General features: G+C 69.5%; 17 protein-coding genes and 1 riboswitch. Of the genes, 10 read left to right on the top strand and 7 right to left on the bottom strand.

Annotated features, from left to right (window positions below):
- Positions 1–7: 7 nt before the first annotated feature.
- From QN245_RS04720 to QN245_RS04695, 6 genes are all read right to left on the bottom strand, one after another.
- Entirely contained in the window at positions 8–2,863 is a 2,856-nt protein-coding gene (locus tag QN245_RS04720; protein ID WP_317844688.1) for a TonB-dependent receptor, read from the bottom strand.
- Positions 2,864–2,912: 49 nt separating this feature from the next.
- A complete protein-coding gene (locus QN245_RS04715; protein WP_160965304.1) occupies positions 2,913–3,809 on the bottom strand; it encodes a helix-turn-helix transcriptional regulator in 897 nt (298 codons plus the stop codon).
- Between the two features lie 120 nt (positions 3,810–3,929).
- A complete protein-coding gene (locus QN245_RS04710) occupies positions 3,930–6,245 on the bottom strand; it encodes a winged helix-turn-helix domain-containing protein (protein ID WP_317844687.1) in 2,316 nt (771 codons plus the stop codon).
- A 265-nt stretch (positions 6,246–6,510) separates the two neighbouring features.
- Positions 6,511–7,176, bottom strand: a complete 666-nt coding sequence (locus tag QN245_RS04705; RefSeq protein WP_184447100.1) for a two pore domain potassium channel family protein — start codon at positions 7,174–7,176, stop codon at positions 6,511–6,513.
- A gap of 198 nt (positions 7,177–7,374) precedes the next feature.
- Positions 7,375–9,252: a phosphomethylpyrimidine synthase ThiC gene (gene thiC, locus QN245_RS04700; protein ID WP_184447101.1), complete on the bottom strand. Its 1,878-nt coding sequence runs from the start codon at positions 9,250–9,252 to the stop codon at positions 7,375–7,377.
- 111 nt (positions 9,253–9,363) lie between these two features.
- A riboswitch (TPP riboswitch) is annotated at positions 9,364–9,464 on the bottom strand.
- A 215-nt stretch (positions 9,465–9,679) separates the two neighbouring features.
- Positions 9,680–11,536 carry a methyl-accepting chemotaxis protein gene (locus QN245_RS04695; protein WP_160965296.1) on the bottom strand — a complete coding sequence of 619 codons (1,857 nt, stop codon included), beginning with the start codon at positions 11,534–11,536 and terminating at the stop codon, positions 9,680–9,682.
- Between the two features lie 359 nt (positions 11,537–11,895).
- On the opposite strand from QN245_RS04695, the gene QN245_RS04690 reads away from it, so the two are divergent.
- Positions 11,896–13,473 (top strand): BCCT family transporter, encoded by a 1,578-nt coding sequence (locus QN245_RS04690; RefSeq protein ID WP_317844686.1) that lies wholly within the window; start codon positions 11,896–11,898, stop codon positions 13,471–13,473.
- 58 nt (positions 13,474–13,531) lie between these two features.
- Here the strand turns inward: QN245_RS04690 and ggt are convergent, their stop codons facing one another.
- The gene (gene ggt / locus QN245_RS04685; protein WP_160965292.1) at positions 13,532–15,253 is read right to left on the bottom strand and encodes a gamma-glutamyltransferase; all 1,722 of its coding nucleotides are present in this window, start codon (positions 15,251–15,253) and stop codon (positions 13,532–13,534) included.
- Between the two features lie 492 nt (positions 15,254–15,745).
- Between ggt and ilvC the strand changes: the two genes are divergently transcribed.
- From ilvC to leuB, 9 genes are all read left to right on the top strand, one after another.
- Positions 15,746–16,753 (top strand): ketol-acid reductoisomerase, encoded by a 1,008-nt coding sequence (gene ilvC / locus QN245_RS04680; RefSeq protein WP_184447103.1) that lies wholly within the window; start codon positions 15,746–15,748, stop codon positions 16,751–16,753.
- 43 nt (positions 16,754–16,796) lie between these two features.
- Positions 16,797–18,518 carry an acetolactate synthase 2 catalytic subunit gene (gene ilvG / locus QN245_RS04675; protein ID WP_184447104.1) on the top strand — a complete coding sequence of 574 codons (1,722 nt, stop codon included), beginning with the start codon at positions 16,797–16,799 and terminating at the stop codon, positions 18,516–18,518.
- The gene (locus tag QN245_RS04670) at positions 18,502–18,750 is read left to right on the top strand and encodes an ACT domain-containing protein (protein ID WP_184447105.1); all 249 of its coding nucleotides are present in this window, start codon (positions 18,502–18,504) and stop codon (positions 18,748–18,750) included. Before ilvG ends, QN245_RS04670 begins: the two co-directional genes overlap by 17 nt.
- A 195-nt stretch (positions 18,751–18,945) precedes the next feature.
- Complete coding sequence (locus QN245_RS04665; RefSeq protein WP_317844685.1) at positions 18,946–20,049, top strand: threonine dehydratase; 1,104 nt, start codon at positions 18,946–18,948, stop codon at positions 20,047–20,049.
- Positions 20,046–21,605 carry a 2-isopropylmalate synthase gene (locus QN245_RS04660; protein ID WP_160965284.1) on the top strand — a complete coding sequence of 520 codons (1,560 nt, stop codon included), beginning with the start codon at positions 20,046–20,048 and terminating at the stop codon, positions 21,603–21,605. The genes QN245_RS04665 and QN245_RS04660 overlap by 4 nt, the downstream gene beginning before the upstream one ends.
- 84 nt (positions 21,606–21,689) lie before the next feature.
- Complete coding sequence (gene leuC, locus QN245_RS04655; protein ID WP_184447106.1) at positions 21,690–23,117, top strand: 3-isopropylmalate dehydratase large subunit; 1,428 nt, start codon at positions 21,690–21,692, stop codon at positions 23,115–23,117.
- Positions 23,114–23,296, top strand: coding sequence for a hypothetical protein (locus QN245_RS04650; RefSeq protein WP_167088034.1), 183 nt, complete (start codon positions 23,114–23,116; stop codon positions 23,294–23,296). Before leuC ends, QN245_RS04650 begins: the two co-directional genes overlap by 4 nt.
- Positions 23,296–23,874 (top strand): 3-isopropylmalate dehydratase small subunit, encoded by a 579-nt coding sequence (gene leuD / locus QN245_RS04645; RefSeq protein WP_184447107.1) that lies wholly within the window; start codon positions 23,296–23,298, stop codon positions 23,872–23,874. The genes QN245_RS04650 and leuD overlap by 1 nt, the downstream gene beginning before the upstream one ends.
- Positions 23,864–24,925, top strand: a complete 1,062-nt coding sequence (gene leuB, locus QN245_RS04640) for a 3-isopropylmalate dehydrogenase (RefSeq protein WP_167088036.1) — start codon at positions 23,864–23,866, stop codon at positions 24,923–24,925. The genes leuD and leuB overlap by 11 nt, the downstream gene beginning before the upstream one ends.
- Positions 24,926–25,014: the final 89 nt, after the last annotated feature.

The following is a 25,014-nucleotide window of genomic DNA, read 5'->3' as shown; positions in this document are numbered from 1 at the left end:
AGCTGGATCAGAAGCGCTGGGTGTACTTCATGTACACGTAGCGACCGATGTCGAAGCCGCCGTAGTAGGCGAAGCTGCTGTCCGGGGCCGAGTACATCAGCGGACCGCGGTGATCGAACACGTTGTTCGCACCGATGGCGATCGTCGCGTCCCACGGCGCCTTCCAGTTGACCTGCAGGTCGTGGAAGGTATTAGCGCCGGTGTGACGCAGCGGATCGGCTTCGCCGTTGGCGAAGTGGTCCGGCGCGTCGCAGTAGTCCGCGGCACGCGAGATGCAGCTTTCCTTCATGCCGGAGTAGTAGCGCAGGGTGTAGTTCACACCGAAGTCGCCCATCGTCCAGTTCACGCCCAGGTTGGAACGCACGCGGAAGATGCCCGGCTCGCCAACGCGGCCGATCGTGATGTTGTCACCCGCCTGATTCTGGCCGGCTTCGTCGTACTTGCTGACGTAGCTGGTCTGCCAGTCGATCATGATCTTGCCGAACGCCATTTCCGGCAGACGGTAGCGGATGCCCAGATCGTAGCCTTCGGTCTCCATCTGGCCGAGGTTGGCCACGCCGTAGGTCATCGCCGAGATGTGGCCGTCGGCGGCACGGGTCACGCCGGCGCAGCGCTCGGCATTGCCCAGCACGTAGCAGTCGCGCAGGATGCGGTCGACGCTATCGGCGATGATCATGTCCTTGATCTCGTAGCGGTACCAATCCAGCGAGATGTCCAGGCCCTGCACCCAACGCGGGCTCCACACCAGACCGGCGGTCTTGCTGGTGGAGGTTTCCGGACGCAGGTTCGGATTGGAGCCGCTGATGAACTCGTCCGGGGTCTGGCAGGGAAGAGTCGAACACGGCACGTAGCCCTGGCCCACCTGGGTGTAGCCGACCGGCACACCGGCCGCAGAACACGCCGCATTGCCGTTGACGCTGTTCGGCGCGCCCACGCCGCACGGATCGACGTACGACTCGAAGCTGCTGTTCAGGCCGCCGTAGAGATCGCTGATGGTCGGCGCGCGGAAGCCCTCGGCGTAGGTGCCGCGGACCAGCAGTTCGTCGATCGGCTTCCAGGTGAAGCCGAACTTGGAGTTCACCGTGTCGCCGAAGTTGCTGTAATCCGAATAGCGGCTGGCCAGGTTCAGGGTCAGCTGCTTGGCGAATGCCATGTCGGCCAGGATCGGCACGTTCAACTCGAGGTAGAACTCATCCAGATCGTAGTTGCCGGCGGTGGTCTTGGCGCCCAGGCCGGTGCTCTCACCCGACTGCGCGAAGGCGTCCGGCGCGAAGCGGCCTTCTTCCTTGCGGTGCTCGTAGCCGACCGCGATGCCGAGGTCGCCCGCCGGCAGCGTCGCCAGCGTGCCGCTCAGGTTGGCGGTGTAGCTGGTGGTCTTGGTCAAGCCGGTATCGGTGAAATCCGGGAACAGGAAGGTCTGGGTGTCCGCATCGGCCAGCGAGCCCGGGCCTGCCACGCCGTACGGCAGCAGCGGGTTCCACGGACGGCAGGCGCTCAGCGGCACCGGCGCGGCGGCGGTGCCGCACTGGGCGACGCCGCTGGCGTTGATGAAGGACGAGCCCAGCGCCTGGCGCGAGGCGATCAGGCTCATGTCGCCGTGACCGGTCTTGGTGCTCTCGTTGCGGTTCCACAGCGCACCGACGTCCCAGTCCCAGGTCTTGTCGGCGAACTCGAAGGAGCCACTGATGGTCGGCGCGAAGCGCGTGGTCTTCAGCTTGCTCTCGGTGGTGCGCGGCACTTCCCACAGGCGGCGGCGGAAGTCGATGTCCTGGCCGATCGGGTTGAACGCGCTGTCGCCGGCCAGCGGCGTGCCGAACGCGGCGGACTGGTACGGATAGCCGGCGATCTGCTGATCGGTGGTGCGCTCGTTGTAGAGCACGTCGGCGTTGAAGACGATGGAATCGGTCAAATCGTAGTTCGCGTTGGCGAACACCGACTTACGCTCGATGCCGGTCTGCACCATCATCTGCTGGTTGGAGTTGGAATACTCGGCAGGGGTCAGCGGATGGTAGTCAGCCGGGTTGTTCGGGTTGCCGCCCTGGTTCAGCGTCTGCCACACCGCGGCTTCCGGATCCGAGCAATCAACAGTCAGCGGGTTGCACCAGCTGCCGTTCTGGCTGATCGGGCTCCAGCCGCTCGGCGTGGAGTTCGGGCCACGGCTGCCATCGCGACTGAACCAACGGTTCTTGGCGAACACCGGATCCTGCTTGGAGTACTCGGCGGTCAGCGCCACGCCACCGCGCTCGCCCTGCGTGCCGATGGTGAAGGAGTACTGCGAGGTCTTGCCGTCGCCTTCGCCGAACTGGCCTAACTCGGCCGAGACTTCGGCGCCGTCGAAGCGCTTGCGGGTGATGACATTGACCACGCCGGCGATGGCGTCGGAGCCGTAGATCGACGAGGCGCCGTCCTTCAGCACTTCGATGCGCTCGATCGCCGCCATCGGCACTTGGCTCAGGTCCTGCAGGCCAGAGGTGGTCGCACCCAGGCGCTTGCCGTTCAGCAGCACCAGCGTGCGCTGCGCGCCGAGGTTGCGCAGGTCGACGTAGTAGCCGCCGACGTTTTCGCCGGACGCCAGCGCGTCGGCGCGCGAGATCGCCGGAGTACCGGCCGAGGTCAGGTTCTGCAGCACGTCGGCGACCGAGGTATAGCCCTGGCGCTCCAGCGCCTGGCGGTCCAGGGTCAGGATCGGCTGCTGGGTTTCGACGTCGGCGCTGCGGATGCGCGAACCGGTGATTTCGATCCGGTCCAGCGTGGTGGTGGACGAGGCGGCGGCTTCTTGCGCGCCGGCAATTGCCGGCGTCAACGCGATCGCGATGCTGGCGGGCAGCAAGCCCAGCCGCACTGCGGAAGTGCGAAGGTTCATCAATCTCTCCAGGGTAACGTTAGGGGCGTGTTAAGACGCCCTGGGCACGTTACGTTCCGGTGAGCGCGGCTGCTTTGCCGCTGTCGCCCGCAGACTTTGCCGATCCTGGCGGCACCGCCCTGCCATGGCGATATTGCGAGGCGGAGACACCGAAGCGCGCGCGGAATGCCCGCGCGAAGCTGCAGCAGTTGTCGAATCCGCTGGCGGCGGCCACCTCACCGATCATCATCGTGGTGTCGCGCAGCAGGTCCGCCGCGCGCTCCAGGCGCAGGCGCGCCGACAGCGCCTGCGGACTTTCCTCGTACAGACTCTGGAACGTCTTGGACAGATACCAACCGGAGAAGTTGGTCAGCTCGGCCAGTTCGCTGATCCGCACCACGCGGTCGCGATGGCCGTCCAGGTACAGCCGCGCGCGCTGCATGCGCCCGAACACCTGGCGCTTGCGCATCCGCGAGCGCCCGGGACAGCGTTGCACGCGGCGCGACAACTCGCCCTGCATGGAAGCCAGGTGCAGCAGTACCGGCCGCATCGCCAACGCATCGCCGGGCCGCGCCGCCGCCTGCCGCCACAGGCGCAGGGCGGTGCGCGTCTCGCGCAAGGACAGCTCGCCGCGCCCCGCATACAAGGTCTCGTCGGCCATCCGGCCCAAAGCCTTCAGCGCCTCGCCGTCCAGGCTCAAGCCGATGCACAGCCCATCGCGGTCGGTCTGCAGCAACGGGCGCGAATCGCGTTCGAAGGCCAGCCACTGGCCGCGGCGCAGCACGAACCGCCCCTCCTTGGCCTCGATCCAGGCGCTGCCGCGCAACTGCAGCCAGACCGTGAAGGCGTTGCCCGACGCCTGCACGCTGGCCAGGCGCGCCGCGCCCAGACAGGCGGGCCCCGCCGGCGCGTCGTCGGCGTCCAGCACCAGTTGTTGTCCATGATCGACCAGGAAAGATTGCCGCATCCGAGCACCTGCTTGACGTAAACCGGCGCGCAGTCTTTGCCGAATCTGGCGGCAGGTCAGGAAGGCTCGGCGATATTTGTCCGAAATCGCCACGATGCTCTTACGAACAACTTACGAAACCTATTTCTCTTTTTTGATCAACCAGTTGTGCGAGATCGTCGAGAACCATTCCGGCTGCTCGTGCATGCGGATGAAACCGATTTCACTGCCGTCCTCGACCGCCAGTGCCACATAGGCGTCGCCACTGCGCGGGTCGATGCTGAAACCGTTGATCGCACTGAAATGATCGCGGTCCAGGCACACGCTGACGTCAGGGTCGCCGTCGATCCGCGCCATCCGGCTGGCGCATTCGCCGGTCTGGAACAGGTAATGCACCGCGCCATCGGGGCCCAGCGCCCAGCTGCGGTAGCGCCACAACGACGGCAGGCTGGCGTCCACGGCCCGCACGCTGGCCAGGTCCAGGCTGGCGTCGGCGCGCCACAGGCCGCTGCGCGCGAGCCGGGTGAACAGGATCTGCCCATTGGCCGGATCGGTGCGGACCTGGGACACGTCCGGCAAGGTCGCCAAGGGCCGCCAGGGCACCGCACGCCGGTCATACAACTGCAGGCGGGTACGCCCGTTCTCGCCCAGCAGCACCAGCAACTGCCCGGGATCGGCGGTATACAGCGCCTGCAACGGCTCGCCGGCCGGCACCGGCAGCGCTGCCACACTGCCGGACTGCGGCCGCACCTCATAGATCGCCGAACCGCCCTGCGCGTCGCGGCCGCTGACCAGCAGCGCCTGGCTGTCGGCCGACCACGCCAGCGGTTGCCGGGTCTCCGGCCGCACGCCCTCGATCAGCCGCAGCGAGGCCGGCTGGGTCACGTCGCCCCACCACAGCGCATAGCTGCCGTCGCGATCGGAAGTGAAGGCGAGCTGGCGCCCGTCGGGGGCAATGCTCGGCTGCCCATCGCGCCCGGTGGACGCGAACAGCCGTTGGCGCTCGCGCGGCGCGTCCGCCGCGCCAGCCGGGATGCGGTACAAGGCGAATTGGGGACGCCGGTGCACGAACGCCAGGCTGCCGCCATCGCGGGCCAGCCGCGGCGCCTGCGCGTCGCTCAGGCCGAGGTCGCGCAGGCGCCGGGTCTGGGTGTCCAGCCGGTACAGCCGGGTCTCGCCATCGACCCGGCGCCCGAACACGATGCCCTGCCCGTCGCGCGCCCAGTCCCAGCCGCGGATCTCGGCGAATTCATGGGTCAGCGGCTCGGCGGTGCCGCCGGCGGCCGGCACCCGCCACAGCCCGCCCATCTGCGGATTGCGCACGAAGGCGATCCATTTGCCGTCCGGCGAATAGCGCGGTGCGTAATCGAAATCGCCGACGGCGACCGGATAGTCCAACGCCGTCCAGCGCCCGCTGCCCAGATCCAGCACGCGGATGCCACGCGCCGCCAGTCGCCCGCTCATGCTGCCGAACACCAGGCCACGGCCGTCCGGCGTCCAGTCGAAGCTGAGCAATTCGCTGTCGTCGCAGCGCGCGACCTCGCGCGCGGGCGCGTGCCCATCCACCTGCACCAGCATGATCCGGCACTGCCGCTCCGCACCGAGCCGGACGAACGCGATGCGCGTGCCGTCCGGCGACCAGGCCGGCAGGCGGTCGGACTCGCCTCGGGCGGGGACACCCAGCGAGCGCGGGGCGGTACTGCCGGCGGCACCGCTGGTCGGCTGCACCAACAATTGCGTGCCGTCGCTGCCGGTGGTGCGTGCGGCATAGGCCACCTGCGCGCCGTCCGGAGACAGCGCCGGCTCCAGCTTGAACCCGGACAGCGCGGTGATCAGCCGATAAGGCCGCTTGGGGCTGCCCAGCACACGCTCCTGTTCGGCGCTGTCGGCGGGCGCGGCCGGATCGCGCGCGAACCACCACCAGCAGGCCAGCGCCAGGACCAGCATGGCGGCCGCACCGGCGGCAGCGGCCAGCCACGACGGCGGACGCCGCCGCGCCGCCGTGACGCCGGCCGGGGCGACGATGGCGGTCGTCTCCGCTGCCGCGTCCGTTTCGACGGATGAGGCCGACGCCGCGCCCGCCTCGGCCTCGACATCGGGCAAGGCCTGCACCGGCGCCACCAGGCGGTAGCCGGTCTTGGCCAGGGTCTCGATGTACACCGGCGCCTCGCCGCGCACGCCGGCCGCAAAGGCCTTGCGCAACTGGGTGATGGCTTGGGTCACCACGTCGTTGGTCGGCTGCGTGTCCGGCCAGACCTGCGCCAGCAATGCCTCGCGTTCCACCACTTGGCCCGGTTGCGCCAGCAACACCCGCAGCACGCCCATCGCCTTGGGCGTGAGCCGTTGCGGCCGGCGCGCGCGCGGCGCGTGCACTTCCCGCAAGGACAGCAGTACCAGGCACTCGCCAACCTGCATCCGCTGCGGAAGCGTCGGTGTGGCGGACGATGAAAAAGACATGTTGGACAACGAAGAAAACGCCGTGACGGAAGTGTCGCAGATGCGGCGGCGACGCAACCGCGTGTGGCCCCGCAGCAGGAGCCAACGAGCAAACTCGGCAAAGCGAGGCAGCGGATGCCGCCAAGCGCTGCATGTCACCTGATTCTACTCTAGTCGTCGCCGCCGCCAACCGCGACGACGCATTCAGGCCCTCTCTCCGCCGACGAAACTCACATAATCGCTTCATGATTGCGCGTCTTCTGGCGCGCTTTTTTTTGAGAGCGCCTCACACTTTCATGTTGCGCGTCACGCTGAGCCCAATCAGCCGCGACACCACCAAGGCGATGTACATCACGCCGGCGAACTGTTCGATCATCACCAGCGCGCGCGCGAACGGCTGCACCGGCACCACGTCGCTCAGGCCCACGCCCGAGAGCACGCTGAAGCTCAGGTACAGCAATTCCATCCAGGTCCGCGGCGAGGTCGGGTCCACGGCCGCGGTGAAGCTGCCCGGCAGCCATTGCTGGCACACCGCGAACACGAACGCGAAGGCCCAGGCCAGCAACGTGAAGGTGGCGCCGGCCGCGTAGAGTTCGTCGCGGGTGACCACGTGGTCCTGCAGCATGTAGGCGATCAGGCTGGCGGCGGTATAGAAGTACAGCAGGCTTTCCAGCAGTTGCGCCCAGGCGGTCATCGCCGGATTGCCGAGCAGGGCAGCGGCGATCGACAACGCCACCGACGGCAGCGCCAGGCAACAGGCGATCCATAGCGCCGAGGGTCCGCGGTTGACCACCCACAGCGCCAGCGCCAGTACCACGATGCCGAAGGCACCGAACAGCGCACGTCCGGCCGCGGTGTCCTCCATCCAGGGATACAGCAGCACGCCCAGCAGTTGCACCGCAAGCAACAGCGCGGACGGATGGCGACGCAGCGCGAACGCATAGCGCAGCATGAGACATTCCCTGTGGCGACCCAACGCGCATCATAGACGTGCGTGCGCATGGCGCCGTCGTGATGGCCTCGCACGCCGGCAGCACCTGCGTCGCGTTCGCCTTGGCGGCAGGTGCCGCATCGCACCGCACAAGCGCGCGCGCTGCTAACTCCACGTCGGCAGTGGCGGTCGGCGCCCTGCGCGCCGACCGCCATCCGCTCACTCGGCGCGGTACACCTGCGCGCCGGCCGCCAGGAACTGCGCCGACTTTTCCTCCATGCCGGCCTGCAAGGCCGTTTCCGCATCGACCCCATGCTCGGCGGCGTAGTCGCGCACGTCCTGGGTGATCTTCATCGAACAGAAATGCGGTCCGCACATGGAACAGAAGTGCGCCAGCTTGTGCGCATCCTTGGGCAGGGTCTCGTCGTGGAACTCGCGCGCCTTCTCCGGATCCAGGCCCAGATGGAACTGGTCGTCCCAACGGAACTCGAAGCGCGCCTTGGACAGGGCGTTGTCGCGCACCTGCGCGCCGGGGTGGCCCTTGGCCAGATCCGCGGCGTGCGCAGCGATCTTGTAGGCCATGATGCCGTCGCGCACGTCGGCGCGGTTGGGCAGGCCCAGATGCTCCTTCGGCGTGACGTAGCACAGCATCGCGGTGCCGAACCAGCCGATCATCGCCGCGCCGATCGCCGAGGTGATGTGGTCGTAGCCCGGCGCGATGTCGGTGGTCAGCGGCCCCAGCGTGTAGAACGGCGCCTCCCCGCACTCGCGCAACTGCTTGTCCATGTTCTCCTTGATCAGGTGCATCGGCACGTGACCGGGACCTTCGATCATGGTCTGCACGTCGTGCTTCCAGGCGATCCTGGTCAACTCGCCCAGCGTCTCCAGTTCGCCGAACTGGGCGGCGTCGTTGGCGTCGGCGATGCAGCCCGGGCGCAGCCCGTCGCCCAACGAGAAGGCCACGTCGTAGGCCTTCATGATCTCGCAGATGTCCTCGAAGTGGGTGTAGAGGAAGTTCTCGCGATGGTGCGCCAGGCACCACTTGGCCAGAATCGAACCGCCGCGCGAGACGATGCCGGTGACGCGCTTGGCGGTCAGCGGCACGTAGCGCAGCAGCACGCCGGCATGGATGGTGAAGTAGTCCACGCCCTGTTCGGCCTGCTCGATCAGGGTGTCGCGGAAGATCTCCCAGGTCAGCTCCTCGGCGCGACCGTCCACCTTCTCCAGCGCCTGGTAGATCGGCACGGTGCCGATCGGTACCGGCGAGTTGCGCACGATCCACTCGCGGGTCTCGTGGATGTGCTTGCCGGTGGACAGGTCCATCACCGTGTCCCCGCCCCAGCGGATCGCCCACACCAGCTTCTCCACTTCCTCGGCGATGCCGGAGCTGACCGCGCTGTTGCCGATGTTGGCATTGATCTTGGTGAGGAAGTTGCGGCCGATGATCATTGGCTCGCTTTCGGGATGGTTGATGTTGCACGGCAGGATGGCGCGGCCGCGGGCAATCTCGTCGCGCACGAACTCCGGCGTGATCACGGACGGAATCGCGGCGCCGAAGGCCTCGCCGGGATGCTGCGCGCGCAGTTGCGCATCGCGCAGCTCCTGCAGCCGCTGGTTCTCGCGGATCGCCACGAACTCCATCTCCGGCGTGACGATGCCACGCCGCGCGTAATGCATCTGGGTGACGTTGGCGCCATCGCGGGCACGCCGCGGCAGGCGCCGCGCCGGAAAGCGCACCGCCTGCAGGCGTGCGTCGTCCTCGCGCGAACGGCCGAACTGCGAACTGAGCCCGGCCAGCGCCACGCTGTCGCCGCGTTCGGCGATCCAGGCGGCGCGCAGCGGCGCCAGGCCGGCACCGAGATCGATGCGTGCCTGCGGATCGGTGTACGGCCCGGAGGTGTCGTAGACGGTGATCGGCGCGTTCTCCTCGCCGCCGAACACGGTGGGCGTGCGGGTCAGCGCGATCTCGCGCATCGGCACCTGCAGGTCGGCGCGCGCGCCCTGCACGAAGATCTTGCGCGAGCCGGGGATCGGGCGGGTCACCGCCGCGGACAAGGTATCGGTCTGCTGCTGCAGCGGATTGGGTACGGCGTTCATCGGCGTTCGTCCTGGTTCAAGTGACCCGCGGCAAAGGCGGGACGGGTGCGAGCGGACTCGCATCTCGGACGAAGCGGCGGCGCGGGCCCGCCACGGACGCACAGGCGCCCGCGGCGGACTTGCGAAGCTTCCCTACGCCGGTATCAACCGGATCAGGTTCGAAGGGACTGTCTCAACCGCAGCCTGCGCCAACGGTACCCCCGCTTCTGCGGCTATTAGACCCGTTTCCGCCGCTGGCCGCCAACCGACGCGGCTGAACGCCGGCACAGCCGCCGTGCGCATGTGGCGACGCCGCCACACGCCGCGCCGCCGGCGACACACCGCGACCACGTGACCGGCCTAGCCTGGACGCACAAGAATCAGAGCTCTCTCCCTCATCGCCGTCGGCACTGTCGACGGCATTTTTTTGCCCGCGTGCCGCGCTCGCTCACTCGAGCACGTAGGCCACGCGCAAGCCGCCCCAGTGGCGTCCGCGCACCTGCACGGGCACCGACAGGTCGAACAGGATCTGCCCGGTATCGCGTCGGTACACCTGCAGCAGGTACGGTTCGGTGTGACGGCCGACATTGCGGCCGACCCGGTCGCTGAAGATACGCTTGGTGCGGTTGCCGACCAGATCGCGTGCGCGGTCGCCGCTCAGCGGCTGGCTGAAGCGCAGGTTGTGGGTCGGCACGTAGCCGTCGACGTTCGCGCAGATCGCGAACACGATCCACGGATGCGCGGCCAGCAGCGGCTCCTGCAGCGGCGGCAACAGCTCGTCGCACAACGCGTCGAAGGCGGTGCGGTACTTGGGCGGGTCGATGCCCGGGATCGGGACGTAGTCGGTGGCGAACAGCGCGTCCTCGGCAATGCGCCCGCGCGCGAGCGCGGCCTCGAACGCCAGGCCGATGCTGGTCGCGGCTGCCTTGGCCAGATCGCGCACCCGCGCATGCCGCGGCTGCCGCATCGGATCGGCGGGCAAGCGGAACAGGTTCACGCAGTCGTGCAGGGTGTCGCTGCCGGCCGCCAGGTCGGCGCTGCGTTGCACCACGCGCGCGGCGTGCTCAAGATTACTGCGGCTGAGCCCGACCACGTGCTCGACGGCGCGGTCGATGCCGCCGATCTCCCCGCTCTGGGTGGCGATGCGGCCAGCCACCGCGTCCATCGCCGCGCTGGCGCGGCCGAGCAGTTCGCCGATGCCGCCCAATACCTGTTCGGTGCGCTGCGCCGAGGCCGCGCTGTCCTGCAGGGCCGCACCGGTCTCGCCGATGATACCGCGCACGTCGCGCGCCGCGGTGGCGGCGCGTTCGGCCAGCTGCCGGATTTCGGTGGCGACCACCGCGAAGCCGCGCCCGGCCGGGCCGGCGTGTACCGCCTCGATGCTGGCGTTGATCGAGAGGATATTGGTCTGGAACGCGACCGCATCGATCACCTCGATGACCTGGTTGGCGCGCGCCGAACGTCGCGCCACCTCCTGCATCGCCTGGCCGAGCGTGCGCGCCGCCTCCACGCCCTGGCGGGCGCTGTCGTCGGCGCTGGCCGCCACCGCGATCACCGCGCGCAGGTCGCGATCCATCTCGTGCAGGCCCTGCAACAGTTGCCGGGTGGTGGCGAGCACCGTCTGCAGCGCTTCCAGCTGGGTCTGCGACTGCCGCGCCAGTTCATCGTTCTCGGCGACCACGTGCGGCACGTCGGCGGCGATCTGCAGCGACAGCGCTACCGCCTGGCGGATCGCCTCAGCCAGGTTGCCGAACCCAGCCGACAGGCGTCGCCCCGGCATCGCTTCGGTGTCCTCCACCGACAGCGGCGTATGCAATCCCAGATCCAGATCGCAGCCGGTCAGCCGCTCGCCGACCCGATCCAACAGCGCCTGCGCGGCCGTGCCCTCGTGGACCCGTTGCGCCAGCGCCTGCAGCGCTGGACTGATGGCGCCCTGCGCCTGGCCGGCACTCAGCAGCGCCACATCGCGCAGCAGCGCCGCGGTTTCCGGATGCGGCAGCGACAGCAGCCAGCCCTGGCCGCCGCGATCGCGGTCGCGCTGGTAGCGCACGCGGCGCGAGGGATCGGCACCGGGCGCCTGCCAACTGCCCTCGGCGTCGACCAGGGCGGTCAGCGGCAGACCCCAGACCGCCTCGCTGGCGGCGCCGAGCAGGCTCTGCGCCGTCACCCCCAGCAAATCCAGGGCGGCGCGGTTGGCGGCGCTGACGCGGCCATCCTGCTCCAGCCGCAACAAGGCGATCGGGGCATCGGGCAAGCCGGCAGCGGGCGCGGCATCGGCTTCCGGACTGCGTGAGAACAAGGCCATCGTCGTCTCCCTCGGTGCTGCACCCATGGTATCGGCTCCCACCCTGCACTCGCAGTTGCGGCCAACGCAACCGGAATCGCCATCCATCCCGGCGGGGTGTCTGGCAGACACGATCACGACGCGGCCGTGACGCCGCCTTCGCGAAGATGCAGACCATTGCAAGGCGCAACCCGACCCCACATCGGGCGTCTGGGGGCCGGCGTGATGCCACCTCGCGTTGAGCTGGCACCCACGCCGCGGGCCACATTCGCAGCACGCCCGGTGCCGGCCTGATGCGCCGTCCTCCCTGCCCGCTTGCCCTGGATGCGTACCGCGACAGCCGGTGCCCCCTCTGATCCACGACTGGAGACGCTCCCCCCATGGTGTTCCGCATTTCCATCGCCCTGGTGGCGCTGCTGGTCCTGATCGCCGGCGTCGCCCCCGGCCCCTTCAATGCGGTGGTGCAGACGGCGCTGACGGACGTGATCCGCAGCGCCGGCTGGCTGTACCTGCTGATCGTGTTCCTCACCCTGACCTTCCTGCTGTACCTGGCGTTCGGCCGCTTCGGCAACCTGCGCATCGGTGGCGAAGACGCCGAACCGGACTTCTCCCGCGCCAGTTGGCTGTCGATGCTGTTCGCCGCGGGCATGGGCATCGGCCTGGTGTTCTGGGGCGCGGCCGAGCCGATCTCGCACTTCCTCAAGCCGCCGGAAGGGCTGGCGCCGGAAAGCATGCAGGCGGCCCGCGCCTCGATGCGCTACGCCTTCTTCCACTGGGGCCTGCACCCGTGGGCGGTGTATGCGCTGATCGGCCTGGCGATGGCCTGGTTCCAGTACAACCGCAATGGTCGCGGCCTGATCAGCGACATCCTGCAGCCGGTCATCGGCCGCCATCATCGCGGCTGGATCGGGCAGAGCGTGAACATCGCCGCAGTGGTCGCCACTGCGGTCGGCGTGGCGACGACGCTGGGTTTCGGCACCATCCAGATCGCCGCCGGCATACAGCGCGTGTTCGGCGTGCACGCGGGACTGCCATTGCAGATGACGGTGATCTGCGTGGCCTTCGTGCTGTACATGATCTCCACCAGCACCGGCGTGGAACGCGGCATCAAGTGGCTGTCCAACATCAACCTGGCGCTGGCGGCGCTGTTGCTGGCGACGGTGCTGGTGCTCGGCCCCACCGGCTTCATCTTCGATACCTTCACCACCACGCTGGGCACCTACCTCAACCAGCTGGTGACGATGAGCCTGCGCATGTCGCCGTTCTCCGGCGACCGTTGGGTCGCCGACTGGACCATCTTCTACTGGGCATGGTGGATCGCCTGGGCGCCGTTCGTCGGCGCGTTCATCGCCCGCGTCTCGCGCGGTCGCAGCGTGCGCGAATTCGTGGTCGGCGTGGTGCTGGCGCCGACCCTGCTTGGTTTCCTGTGGTTCTCGGTATTCGGCGGCACCGCGCTGTGGTCGCAGCTGTTCGGCCACGTCGACATGCTGCAGGCACTGCACAACGGCTACGAAACGGTGCTGTTCACCCTGTTCGACAGCCTGCCCGGATCGCTGCTGCTGTCGAGCGTGGCGCTGCTGTTGCTGATGATCTTCTTCGTCAGCTCCGCCGATTCGGCGGTGCTGGTGCTGGCCAGCATGTCCACCGACGAAGCCGGCGACCCGCCGCTGTCACGCAAGCTGGTGTGGGGCGTGGCGGTGGCACTGATCGCGGCGGTGCTGTTGCTGGCCGGTGGCCTGGACGCGCTGCAGGGCGTGATCACCATCGCCGCGCTGCCGTTCGCGCTGCTGATGGTGTTGGTGATCGTGTCGCTGTACCGCGTGCTCGATGCCGAGTCCAACCGCCAACGCCGCCAGGCGCAACGCGCGCGGCACATGATCGAGGCCTGGATCGCGCGCGAACAGGCGGCGCAGGACGCCACCGGCGATGAGGCGGGGAACGCGCCGAAGCCGCGCTGATCCAGCCACCACGGGCGGCCGCAGCAGTGCGCCGCCTGCGGCGGCGGGCCAGCCGGCCTCAGTAGCCGGCGGCCTGCCCGTCCTTGCGGCTTTCCGAGGCGCCGTAGTACACGCCGCTGTCCGGGTCGCGCGCGATCGCCTGGTAACCGCCGTAGGGGCCGTCGGCGAAGATCACCCGGTGGCCCTTGCGCATCAGTTCGCGGATGGTGTCGTAGGCAAAGCCGGTTTCCAGGTTCAGCTCGCCGCCGTCGCGCATCGCCGTGGCCTGCCCGGTCGGCTCGGTGGAGCCGTCGTGCTGGATCCGCGGCGCGTCGCCGGCCTCCTGCAGGTTCATGTGGAAATCGATCAGATTCATCAGGATCTGCACATGGCCCTGCGGCTGCATCGCCCCGCCCATCACCCCGAAGCTCAGCCACGGCTTGCCGTCCTTGGTCACGAACGCGGGAATGATGGTCTGGAACGGCCGCTTGCCCGGTGCGTAGCCATTGGGGTGGTCCTTCTGCAGCACGAACATCTCGCCGCGGTCCTGCAGGATGAAGCCCAGCCCCGGCGGCGCCATGCCGCTGCCCATGCCGCGGTAGTTGGACTGGATCAGCGACACCATCATGCCGTCGGCATCGGCCACGGTCAGGTAGATGGTGTCGCCCTCCTCCAGTTGCTTCGGCGTGCCCGGCTGCACTTCCTTGAGCGCGCGGTCCATCGAGATCAGCGCGCGCCGCTGTGCGGCGTAGTCCTTGGAGATCAGCCGCGCCAGCGGCGCCGGCTGGAACGCCGGGTCGGCATAGAACCGCGCGCGGTCGGCGAAGGCCAGCTTCTTGGCCTCGGTGAACAGGTGCACGTGCTCGGCCGAGCCGAACGGAATCTTGGAAAAATCGTAGCCTTCCAGGATGTTGAGCATCTGCAGCGCGGCGATGCCCTGACTGTTGGGCGGCAGTTCCCACACGTCGTAGCCGCGGTAGTTGGTGGACACCGGCTCGACCCATTCGCCGTGGTGGCTGGCCAGGTCCTCGTAGCGCAGGAAGCCGCCGTTGGCCTTGAAGTAGGCATCGATGGTGCGCGCGATCGGCCCCTTGTAGAACGCGTCGCGGCCGCCGTCGGCGATCTGCTGCAGGGTGTTGGCCAAGTTCGGGTTCTTCCACAGCTCGCCCTTGCGGGGGGCGTGGCCGTCGATGGTGAACTGCTCCTTGAAGCCGGGGTACTGCGACAGCCGCGGCACCGAGCGGTCCCAGTAGTAGGCGATGGTCTCGGCCACCGGATGGCCGTCGCGGGCGTAGCGAATCGCCGGTGCCAGGTTCTGCGCCATGGTCCTGCGGCCGAAACGCTCGTGCAGCGCGAACCAGCCATCGACCGCACCGGGCACCGACACCGGCAGCGGGCCGGTGGCCGGGATCTCCTTGAGTCCGCGGCGCTGGAATTCGGCCAGGGTCAGCGCCTTCGGCGAGCGCCCGGAGCCGTTGTAGCCGTAGAGCTTGTGCGTCTTCGGATCCCAGACGATGGCGAACAGGTCGCCGCCGACGCCGTTGCCGGTCGGCTCCATCAGTCCCAGCGCGGCGTTGGCGGCGATCGCCGCGTCCACCGCCGAGCCGCCGTCGCGCATCGTCTCCAGCGCGATCTGCGTGGCCAGCGGCTGCGAGGTGGCGGCCATGGCGTGCGGGGCGATCACTTCCGAGCGGGTCGCGAACGGCTGGCCGGTGATGCGGTCGGCGGCCTGCGCCGGCACCGACGTCGCCAGCGCCAGCGCGAGCGCCAGGCGCGCCAGGGAAGGAAGCGAAACGGACATGCGCGACTCTCCGGGGAACAGGGGAGGCCCACCGTACCCGAGTGCGGCCAATGCCGCCGCGCACGCGTGCACATCGCGTCATCGGCAGAGGCCGGATTTCCGCGCAATTGGCGATATTCGCCGCCTGCGCCGCCTCCGTTTCATGCGTAACCATGCAGCGCTGGCGCGGCTTTCGGCATATTCGCCGGTGCAGGCCCGCAACACAGTTGACAGTCGCGCAAAGCCCATGGTTATCTCGCTGCATGTTGCAGCGCCACACCCGCCCGAAGTCGACCTGCCAGCCCGCCGCGTTGCGCGCGGACGCTGCCGCGTCGCTCCTCGTACTCGTGCTTATTACCTCGCCCACAAGTGCGGGACGAACCGGCGTGTAAGCGACAAGCAGCCAGGATTCGATCAGACCCCGCACCGGCAACGGCGCGGGGTTTTTCGTTTCAGTGACCCGCAAATGCAAGAACCCCCTCCACTCCAACACCGTTCAAGGACATCCGCCCCATGACCAGTTCCGCCCAGCCCACCACCAAGATCGCCATCGTCGGTTACGGCAGCCAGGGCCGCGCGCACGCGCTGAACCTGCGCGAGTCCGGCTTCGACGTCACCGTCGGCCTGCGTGCCGGTGGCCCGACCGAAGCCAAGGCGCAGGCCGACGGCTTCGTGGTGAAGAGTCCAGCCGAGGCGGTCAAGGACGCCGACCTGGTCGCGGTGCTGACCCCGGACATGGTGCAGAAGAAGCTGTACGAGGAGGTACTGGCGCCGAACATGAAGCAGGGCGCGTGCCTGCTGTTCGCGCACGGCCTGAACGTGCACTTCGACATGATCAAGCCGCGCGCCGACCTGGACGTGGTGCTGGTCGCGCCGAAGGGCCCGGGCGCGCTGGTGCGTCGTGAATACGAGATCGGCCGTGGCGTGCCGTGCATCTGGGCGGTGTACCAGGACAAGAGCGGCAAGGCCGAGCAGTTCGCGCTGGAGTACGCCGCCGGCCTGGGCGGCGCGCGCGCCAACCTGATCAAGACCACCTTCAAGGAAGAGACCGAGACCGACCTGTTCGGCGAGCAGGCCGTGCTGTGCGGCGGCGCCTCGTCGCTGGTGCAGGCCGGCTTCGAAGTGCTGGTGGAAGCCGGCTACCAGCCGGAAATCGCCTACTACGAAGTGCTGCACGAACTGAAGCTGATCGTCGACCTGTTCTACGAAGGCGGCATCACCCGCATGCTCGAGTTCGTCTCCGAGACCGCGCAGTACGGCGACTACGTCAGCGGCCCGCGGGTGATCGACGCGGCGACCAAGGAGCGCATGCGCGACGTGCTGACCGACATCCAGAACGGCACCTTCACCAAGAACTGGGTGGCCGAATACGAAGCCGGCCTGCCGAACTACAAGAAGTTCAAGCAGGCCGACCTGGACCACCCCATCGAAACGGTCGGCAAGCAGCTGCGCGCCAAGATGGTGTGGCTCAACGGCGACGCCGCTGCCGCGCCGGCCGCCGGCGGCACCAAGGCCGCGTAATCCGCGGCTCCCCCACCCGCTTCCACCGAAAGGTCGCCACCGTATGAACACCTCCGCTCACGGCACGCCCCGCAACGGCGCGCGCTGGCTGACGCAGGCCCTGGAAGCCGAAGGCGTGGACACGCTGTTCGGCTATCCGGGCGGCACCATCATGCCGTTCTACGACGCGCTGGTAGACAGCCAGCTCAAGCACATCCTGGTCCGCCACGAGCAGGGCGCGGCGCTGGCCGCCAACGGCTACGCCCGCGCCAGCGGACGGGTCGGAGTGTGCGTCGCCACGTCCGGCCCGGGCGCGTCCAACCTGGTCACCGGCATCGCCGATGCGATGCTCGACTCGGTGCCGATGATCTGCCTGACCGGGCAGGTCGCCACGCCGCTGTTGGGCACCGACGCGTTCCAGGAACTGGACGTGTTCGGGCTGACCCTGCCGATCGTCAAGCACAGCTTCCTGGTGCGGCACGTGGACGACCTGCCGCAGGTGCTGCGCGACGCGTTCCGCATCGCCCGCGAAGGCCGTCCGGGCCCGGTGCTGATCGACCTGCCCAAGGACGTGCAGCTGGCCGATGCCTCGCATCTGCCCGCGCACGTGCCGGCCGCGGTGCCGACCCCGCCGGCGCCGCAGGACGCGGTGCTGGCCGAGGCGCTGGCGGCGATCGCCGGCGCCGAGAAGCCGGTGATCTACGGCGGCGGCGGCATCGCCCTGGGCGATGCGGTGGACGCGTTCCGCCACTTCGTCGAGGCCACCCGCATCCCCACCGTGCTGACCCTGCGCGGCCTGGGCGCACTGCCGCATGCACATCCGCATTACCTGGGCATGCTCGGCATGCACGGCACCCGCGCCGCCAACATGGCGGTGCAGGAGTCGGACCTGCTGATCGTGGTCGGCGCCCGCTTCGACGACCGCGCCACCGGCAAGCTGGCCGAGTTCGCACCGTTCGCGCGGGTCATCCACCTGGACGCCGACGCCTGCGAGATCTCCAAGCTGCGCCAGGCCGACATCGCCGTGCCCGGCGACGTGGCGCAGGCGCTGCGCGCGCTGGCCGCGGCGACCAGCACCTGCGAGGCCTGGCACGCGCGCTGCGTCGGCCATCGCGAGAAGTTCGGCGCGCGCTACGACGCGCCCGGGCAGGACATCTACGCACCCGGCCTGCTGAAGCGGCTGAGCGAACTGGCCCCGGCCGACACGGTGATCGCCTGCGACGTCGGCCAGCACCAGATGTGGGTCGCCCAGCACTGCCGCTTCAACCACCCGCGCAACCACCTGACCAGCGGCGCGCTGGGCACCATGGGCTTCGGCCTGCCGGCGGCGATGGGCGCGCAGTTCGCCTGCCCGGACCGCACGGTGGTGCTGGTCAGCGGCGACGGCAGCTTCATGATGAACGTGCAGGAGCTGGTGACCATCGCCCGCTGCAAGCTGCCGGTGAAGATCGTGCTGCTGGACAACAGTTCGCTGGGCATGGTGAGGCAGTGGCAGGAACTGTTCTTCGCCGAGCGCTACAGCGAGATCGACCTGTCCGACAACCCGGATTTCGCCGCGCTGGCGCAGGTGTTCGGCATCCCGGCCAAGCGCATCACCGCGCGCGGCCAGGTCGAGGACGCGCTGGCGGAACTGCTGGCGCAGCCGGGCCCGGCGCTGCTGCACGTGGCCATCGACGCCCGCGCCAACGTGTGGCCGCTGGTGCCGCCGAACACCGCCAACAGCACCATGCTGGAAAGCAATCCCGCTGCCCAGCGCCAGGAGACGACACATGCGTTACCAGCTTGACCTGGTGCTGAAACCGATCGACGGCGCACTGCTGCGCGCGATCGGCATGGCCGAACGCCGCGGTTTCGCGCCGATCTCGATCAGCGGCGCGCCGGTGGCCGAGGACGCCGGCCGCTGGCACCTGCAAATGGTCGTGGACGGCAACCGTCCCGGCGAGACCCTGCGCCTGCAGATGGAAAAGGTCTACGACTGCGAATCGGTGCGCGTGACCGCGCTGGATGGCGTAGCGTGATGGCGCCGGGATTCGGGAGTCGGGATTCGGGATTGGGCGCGCACCCCGACGTGCCGACGTGCATGGCGGTCCTGCCGCGCCAGCGCCGCGCTGCCATGCGGAGGCATCTTCTTCAACGGAGGTCGCTTCTTCTCGCCTGCACCCGGGGTTTCCGCTGCGAATCCCCAATCCCGAATCCCCAATCCCGGCTTCACCATGTCTGACGCCGGTCGCCCTGCGCAGGAGCCGGATGTAGGCCACGTCGCCGTCAGCGTAGCCGACGTCCTGGCCGCGCAGGCGCGGCTGCGCCGCTATCTCTCGCCGACGCCGGTGCATTACGCCGAGCGCTTCGGCGTCTGGCTGAAGCTGGAAAACCTGCAGCGCACCGGCTCCTACAAGGTCCGCGGCGCGCTCAACGCGCTGCTGGCCGGGCTGGAACGCGGCGACGAGCGGGCGGTGATCTGCGCCTCCGCCGGCAACCATGCGCAGGGCGTGGCCTGGGCCGCGCACCGCCTGGGCGTGCAGGCGATCACGGTGATGCCGCACGGCGCGCCGCAGACCAAGATCGCCGGCGTCGCCCACTGGGGCGCCACCGTGCGCCAGCACGGCAACAGCTACGACGAGGCCTTCGCCTTCGCCCGAGACCTGGCCGAGCAGAACGGCTACCGCTTCCTGTCCGCCTTCGACGACCCGGACGTGATCGCCGGCCAGGGCACCGTCGGCATCGAGCTGGCCGCGCACGCCCCGGACGTGGTGATCGTGCCGATCGGCGGCGGCGGCCTGGCCTCCGGCGTGGCCCTGGCGCTGCGCTCGCAGGGCGTGCGCGTGGTCGGCGCCCAGGTCGAGGGCGTGGATTCGATGGCGCGGGCGATCCGCGGCGACGTCCGCGCCGTGGATCCGGTGCCCACCCTGGCCGACGGCGTCAAGGTTAAAATCCCCGGGTTCATCACCCGCCGGCTGTGCGCCAGCCTGCTCGACGACGTGGTGATCGTGCGCGAGGCGGAACTGCGCGAAACGCTGGTCCGCCTGGCGCTGGAGGAGCACGTCATCGCCGAGGGCGCCGGCGCGCTGGCCCTGGCGGCCGGGCGCCGCGTCGCCGGCAAGCGCAAGTGCGCGGTGGTGTCCGGCGGCAACATCGACGCCGGCGTGCTGGCGACGCTGCTGTCGGAGGTGCGCCCGCGCCCGCCGCGCAAGCCGCGCCGCCGCAGCGCCGAGCGACTTCGCAGCCAACGTCCCGCCCCACCCGCTCCTGCCCGCACCATCTCGCCCACGCATCCCCATCCGCAAGCCACCGCCGCCGTAGAGGAACCCATCTGGTGAACACTTCCGTTTCTTCCCAGACCCCCCGCATCCGCATTTTCGACACCACCCTGCGCGACGGCGAGCAATCCCCCGGCTGCAGCATGACCCCGCCGCAGAAGCTGGTGATGGCGCGCGCCCTGGCCGAGCTGGGCGTGGACATCATCGAGACCGGCTTCCCGGCCAGCTCGCAGTCCGACCGCGAGGCGATGGCATTGATCGGCCGCGAGCTGCGCACGCCGACCCTGGCGGTGCTGTCGCGTTGCCTGACCGCCGACATCGAGACCTCGGCCCGGGCGCTGGAAGCGGCGGCCAATCCGCGCCTGCACGTGTTCCTGTCGACCAGCCCGCTGCACCGCGAGCACAAGCTGCGGATGAGCCGCGAGCAGGTGCTGGAGTCCGTGCGCAAGCACGTGTCGCTGGCGCGCCAGTACGTGGACGACGTGGAGTTCTCGGCCGAGGACGCCACCCGCACCGAGGAGGATTTCCTGGCCGAGGTCGCCAGCGTGGCGATCGCTGCCGGCGCCACCACCATCAACCTGCCCGACACGGTCGGCTTCACCACCCCGGAAGAGATCCGCGGCATGTTCTCTCGGATCATCGCCAGCGTCCCCGGCGCCGACCGGGTGGTGTTCAGCGCGCACTGCCACAACGACCTGGGCCTGGCCGTGGCCAACTCGCTGGCCGCGGTGGAAGGCGGCGCACGGCAGGTGGAATGCACCATCAACGGCGTCGGCGAGCGCGCCGGCAACTGCGCGCTGGAAGAGATCGCCATGGCACTGAAGGTGCGCAACGCGTTCTACGAACTGGACACCGCGATCAACACGCCGCGCATCGTCGCCACCTCGCAGTTGCTGCAGCGCCTGGTCGGCATGCCGGTACAGCGCAACAAGGCGATCGTCGGCGGCAACGCCTTCGCCCACGAATCGGGCATCCACCAGCACGGCATGCTGCGTCACCGCGGCACCTACGAGATCATGCGCCCGGAAGACGTGGGCTGGGAGTCCTCGCAGATGGTGCTGGGCCGCCACAGCGGCCGCGCCGCGGTCGAGCAGCGCCTGCGCGCGCTGGGCTACGTGCTGGACGAGGCCGAACTGAACATCGCCTTCGACGCCTTCAAGGCGCTGTGCGAACAGCAGCGCGTGGTCAACGACGCCGACCTGCAGGCGATGATGCAGGACGCACCGGAGAGCCAGGGCTACCGGCTGTCGTCGATGACCGTCAGCGATCGCGGCCAGCGCGCCAGCGCGCAGGTCGAACTGTCCGATCCGGACGGCCAGCGGGTCAGCGAGCGCGCCGAGGGCGACGGCCCGGTGGACGCGCTGTTCGCCGCGCTGTCGGCCGCCACCGGCGTGCAACTGGTGCTGGACAGCTACCAGGTGCACAGCGTCGGCATCGGCGCCGACGCGCGCGGCGAGGCCAATCTCAGCGTGCGCCACGGCGACATCGAATACGACGGCACCGGCACCAGCCGCGACATCATCGAGGCCAGCGCGCTGGCCTGGCTGGACGTGGCCAACCGCGTGCTGCGCCAGCGCCAGGGCGCGCCGGTCGGCGCCGCCGACGCACTGGCCTGAGCCGCCACGCCGCGGTCATCGTCGTCGTGCACGCTCGCCTTCGCTCCCCTTCCCCGCCCAGCTTTCCTGCCAGGTAGTTCCGCAATGTCCGCCACTCCCCGCACCCTGTACGACAAGCTGTGGGACGCGCACGTCGTCGTCCCCGAAAGCGCCGCCGCCCCGGCGGTGCTGTACATCGACCTGCACCTGATCCACGAAGTGACCTCGCCGCAGGCGTTCACCGAGCTCAAGGCGCGCGGCCTGAAACCGCGCCGGCCGGACCGCACCAAGGCGACGATGGACCACTCCACGCCGACCCTGCCGCGCGGCGCCGACGGCAAGCTGCCGTACTACACCCCGGCCTCCGAGGCGCAGGTGGACATGCTCGCGCGCAACTGCGCCGACTACGGCATCGAACTGTTCGACATGGGCTCGGACAACCGCGGCATCGTCCACGTGATCGCGCCGGAGCAGGGCTTCACCCAGCCCGGCATGACCATCGTCTGCGGCGACAGCCACACCTCCACGCATGGCGCGTTCGGCGCGCTGGCGTTCGGCATCGGCACCAGCGAGGTCGGCCACGTGCTGGCCACGCAGTGCCTGCTGCAGCGCAAGGCCAGGACCATGGCGATCACCGTCGACGGGCCGCTGGCGCCGGGCGTCGGCGCCAAGGACGTGATCCTGCACATCATCGGCGTGATCGGGGTCAACGGCGGCACCGGTCACGTGCTGGAGTACCGCGGTTCGACCATCGAAGCGATGGACATGGAACAGCGCATGACCCTGTGCAACATGTCGATCGAGGCCGGCGCGCGCGCCGGCATGGTCGCGCCGGACCAGGTCACCTTCGACTGGGTCGCCAAGACCCCGCGCGGGCCCAAGGGGGCCGACTTCGACGCCGCCGTGCAGCGCTGGTCGCAGCTGCGCAGCGATCCCGACGCGCGCTTCGACGCCGAGGTGCGCATCGACGCGCGCGACATCCGCCCGACCCTGACCTGGGGCACCCACCCCGGCACCGCGATCGCGGTGGACGTGCCGATCCCGGCCGCGCAGGATCCGGCGGCGCAGAAGGGCCTGAACTACATGCACCTGGAAGCCGGGCACGCGCTGATCGGCACGCCGGTGGACGTGGTGTTCGTCGGTTCCTGCACCAACGGCCGGCTCAGCGACATGCGCGCCGTGGCGCAGGTGCTGCGCGGCCGCAAGGTGGCGCCGCACGTGCGCATGCTGGTGGTGCCGGGCTCGGAGATCGTCAAGCGCCAGGCCGAGGCCGAGGGCATCCATGAAGTGGTGCGCGCGGCCGGTGCGGAATGGCGCGAGTCCGGCTGCTCGATGTGCATCGCCATGAATGGCGACCTGGTGGCACCGGGGCAACTGGCGGTGAGCACCAGCAACCGCAACTTCGAGGGCCGCCAGGGCCCGGGCTCGCGCACCCTGCTCGCCTCGCCGCTGACCGCAGCCTGGGCCGCAGTGAACGGCCAGGTCAGCGATCCGCGCGCGCTGTTCGCCGGCGCGGTGGAGAGCGCGGCATGACCTCGCACATCGGCGCGTTCGCCGCCACCCTGACCTTCATCGCCGCCACCACCCGCGCCTTCGCGCACCGCCACAAGCCGCTGCTGCCGCCGCACGCGCCCCCCGCGGCACTGCCGCCGGCGGCCGACGCCGCGGCGGCGCCCGCCCCCGACTCCGTCGCTTCCCAGGAGACCCCGTGATGGCCGGCTTCGCCACCCTCACCTCGCGCAGCGTGGTGCTGCGCCAGACCAACATCGACACCGACCAGATCATCCCGGCGCGGTTCCTGTCCACCACCGAACGCGCCGGCCTCGGCCGCCACGCCTTCAACGACTGGCGCTGGCAGGCCGACGGCACGCCGAACCCGGAGTTCGCCTTCAACCAGGCGCACAACGCCGGCCGCCAGATCCTGCTGGCCGGGCGCAACTTCGGCTGCGGCTCCTCGCGCGAGCACGCGCCGTGGGCGCTGACCGACCTGGGCCTGCGCGCCATCGTCAGCAGCGAGATCGCCGACATCTTCCGCAACAACAGCCTCAAGAACGGCCTGGTGCCGATCGTGCTGGCCGAGGACGACGTGCAGACGCTGATGCAGCGGCCGGACGACGAATTGACCGTGGACGTGGCCGCGCGCGAGCTGCGCACGCCCGACGGCCGCGTCTACGCCTTCCCGCTCGATGCGTTCTCGCAGACCTGCCTGCTCGAGGGCGTGGACGAGATGGGCTATCTGTTGCTGCGTCAACCCGACATCGAACGCTACGAGGCCACCCATGCACGCTGACATCGTCGTCCTGCCCGGCGACGGCATCGGTCCGGAAGTCGCCGCCGCCGCGGTCGCGGTGCTGCGCGCCGTCGCTGCGCGCCACGGCCACGACTTCCAGTTCCACGAACACGACATCGGCGGCATCGCCATCGACCGCCACGGCGAACCGCTGCCGGCAGCCACGCTGACCGCCTGCCAGGGCGCCGACGCGGTGCTGCTGGGCGCGGTCGGCGGGCCGAAGTGGTCCGATCCCAACGCCAAGGTGCGCCCCGAGCAGGGCCTGCTGGCGATCCGCCGCGGCCTGGGCCTGTTCGCCAACCTGCGTCCGGTCAAGCCGCATCCGGCGGCGCTGGACGCATCGCCGATCAAGCCGCACCTGCTGCAGGGCGTGGACATCGTGGTGGTGCGCGAACTGACCGGCGGCATCTATTTCGGCGACAAGACCCGCAGCCCCAGCGACGCCAGCGACCTGTGCCGCTACACCGTCGCGGAGATCGAGCGGGTGCTGCGCAGCGCGTTCCGGCTGGCCCAGCAGCGCCGCAACCACGTCGTCTCGGTGGACAAGGCCAACGTGCTGGAGACCTCGCGGCTGTGGCGCGACGTCGCCGCGCGGATCGGCCGCGAGGAATTCCCGGACGTGCGCCTGGAACACCAACTGGTCGATTCGATGGCCATGCACCTGCTGGCCAAGCCGCGCGAGTACGACGTGATCGTCACCGAGAACATGTTCGGCGACATCCTCACCGACGAAGCGTCGATGCTGGCCGGCTCGCTGGGGCTGCTGCCGTCGGCCTCGCTGGGCGAAGGCCGCATCGGCCTGTACGAGCCCATCCACGGCTCGGCGCCGGACATCGCCGGCAAGGGCATCGCCAATCCCTACGCGACCATCCTCAGCGCGGCGCTGCTGCTGCGTCACTCGCTGGGCCTGGAAGCCGAAGCGGCGGCGATCGAGCAGGCCGTCAATGCCGCACTCGACGCAAAGGCGTTCACCGCCGATCTCGCCGCGCCCGGCCAGGGCATCTCCACCGAGGCCGCTACCCAGGCGGTGTTGCAGCACCTGCAAGGCTGATCCGCGGCGGAGCACCGGCGCCGACCACCTCCTGCCCGCCGCAACGATGCGGCGGGTGCGGAATGCCCCTCTGTTCGCCGCGCCTGCTT

The organism is Xanthomonas rydalmerensis (assembly GCF_033170385.1).
GTDB lineage: Bacteria > Pseudomonadota > Gammaproteobacteria > Xanthomonadales > Xanthomonadaceae > Xanthomonas_A > Xanthomonas_A rydalmerensis.
The sequence above is the reverse complement of the archived record's forward strand: the minus strand, read 5'-3'. Positions and strand labels throughout refer to the sequence as shown.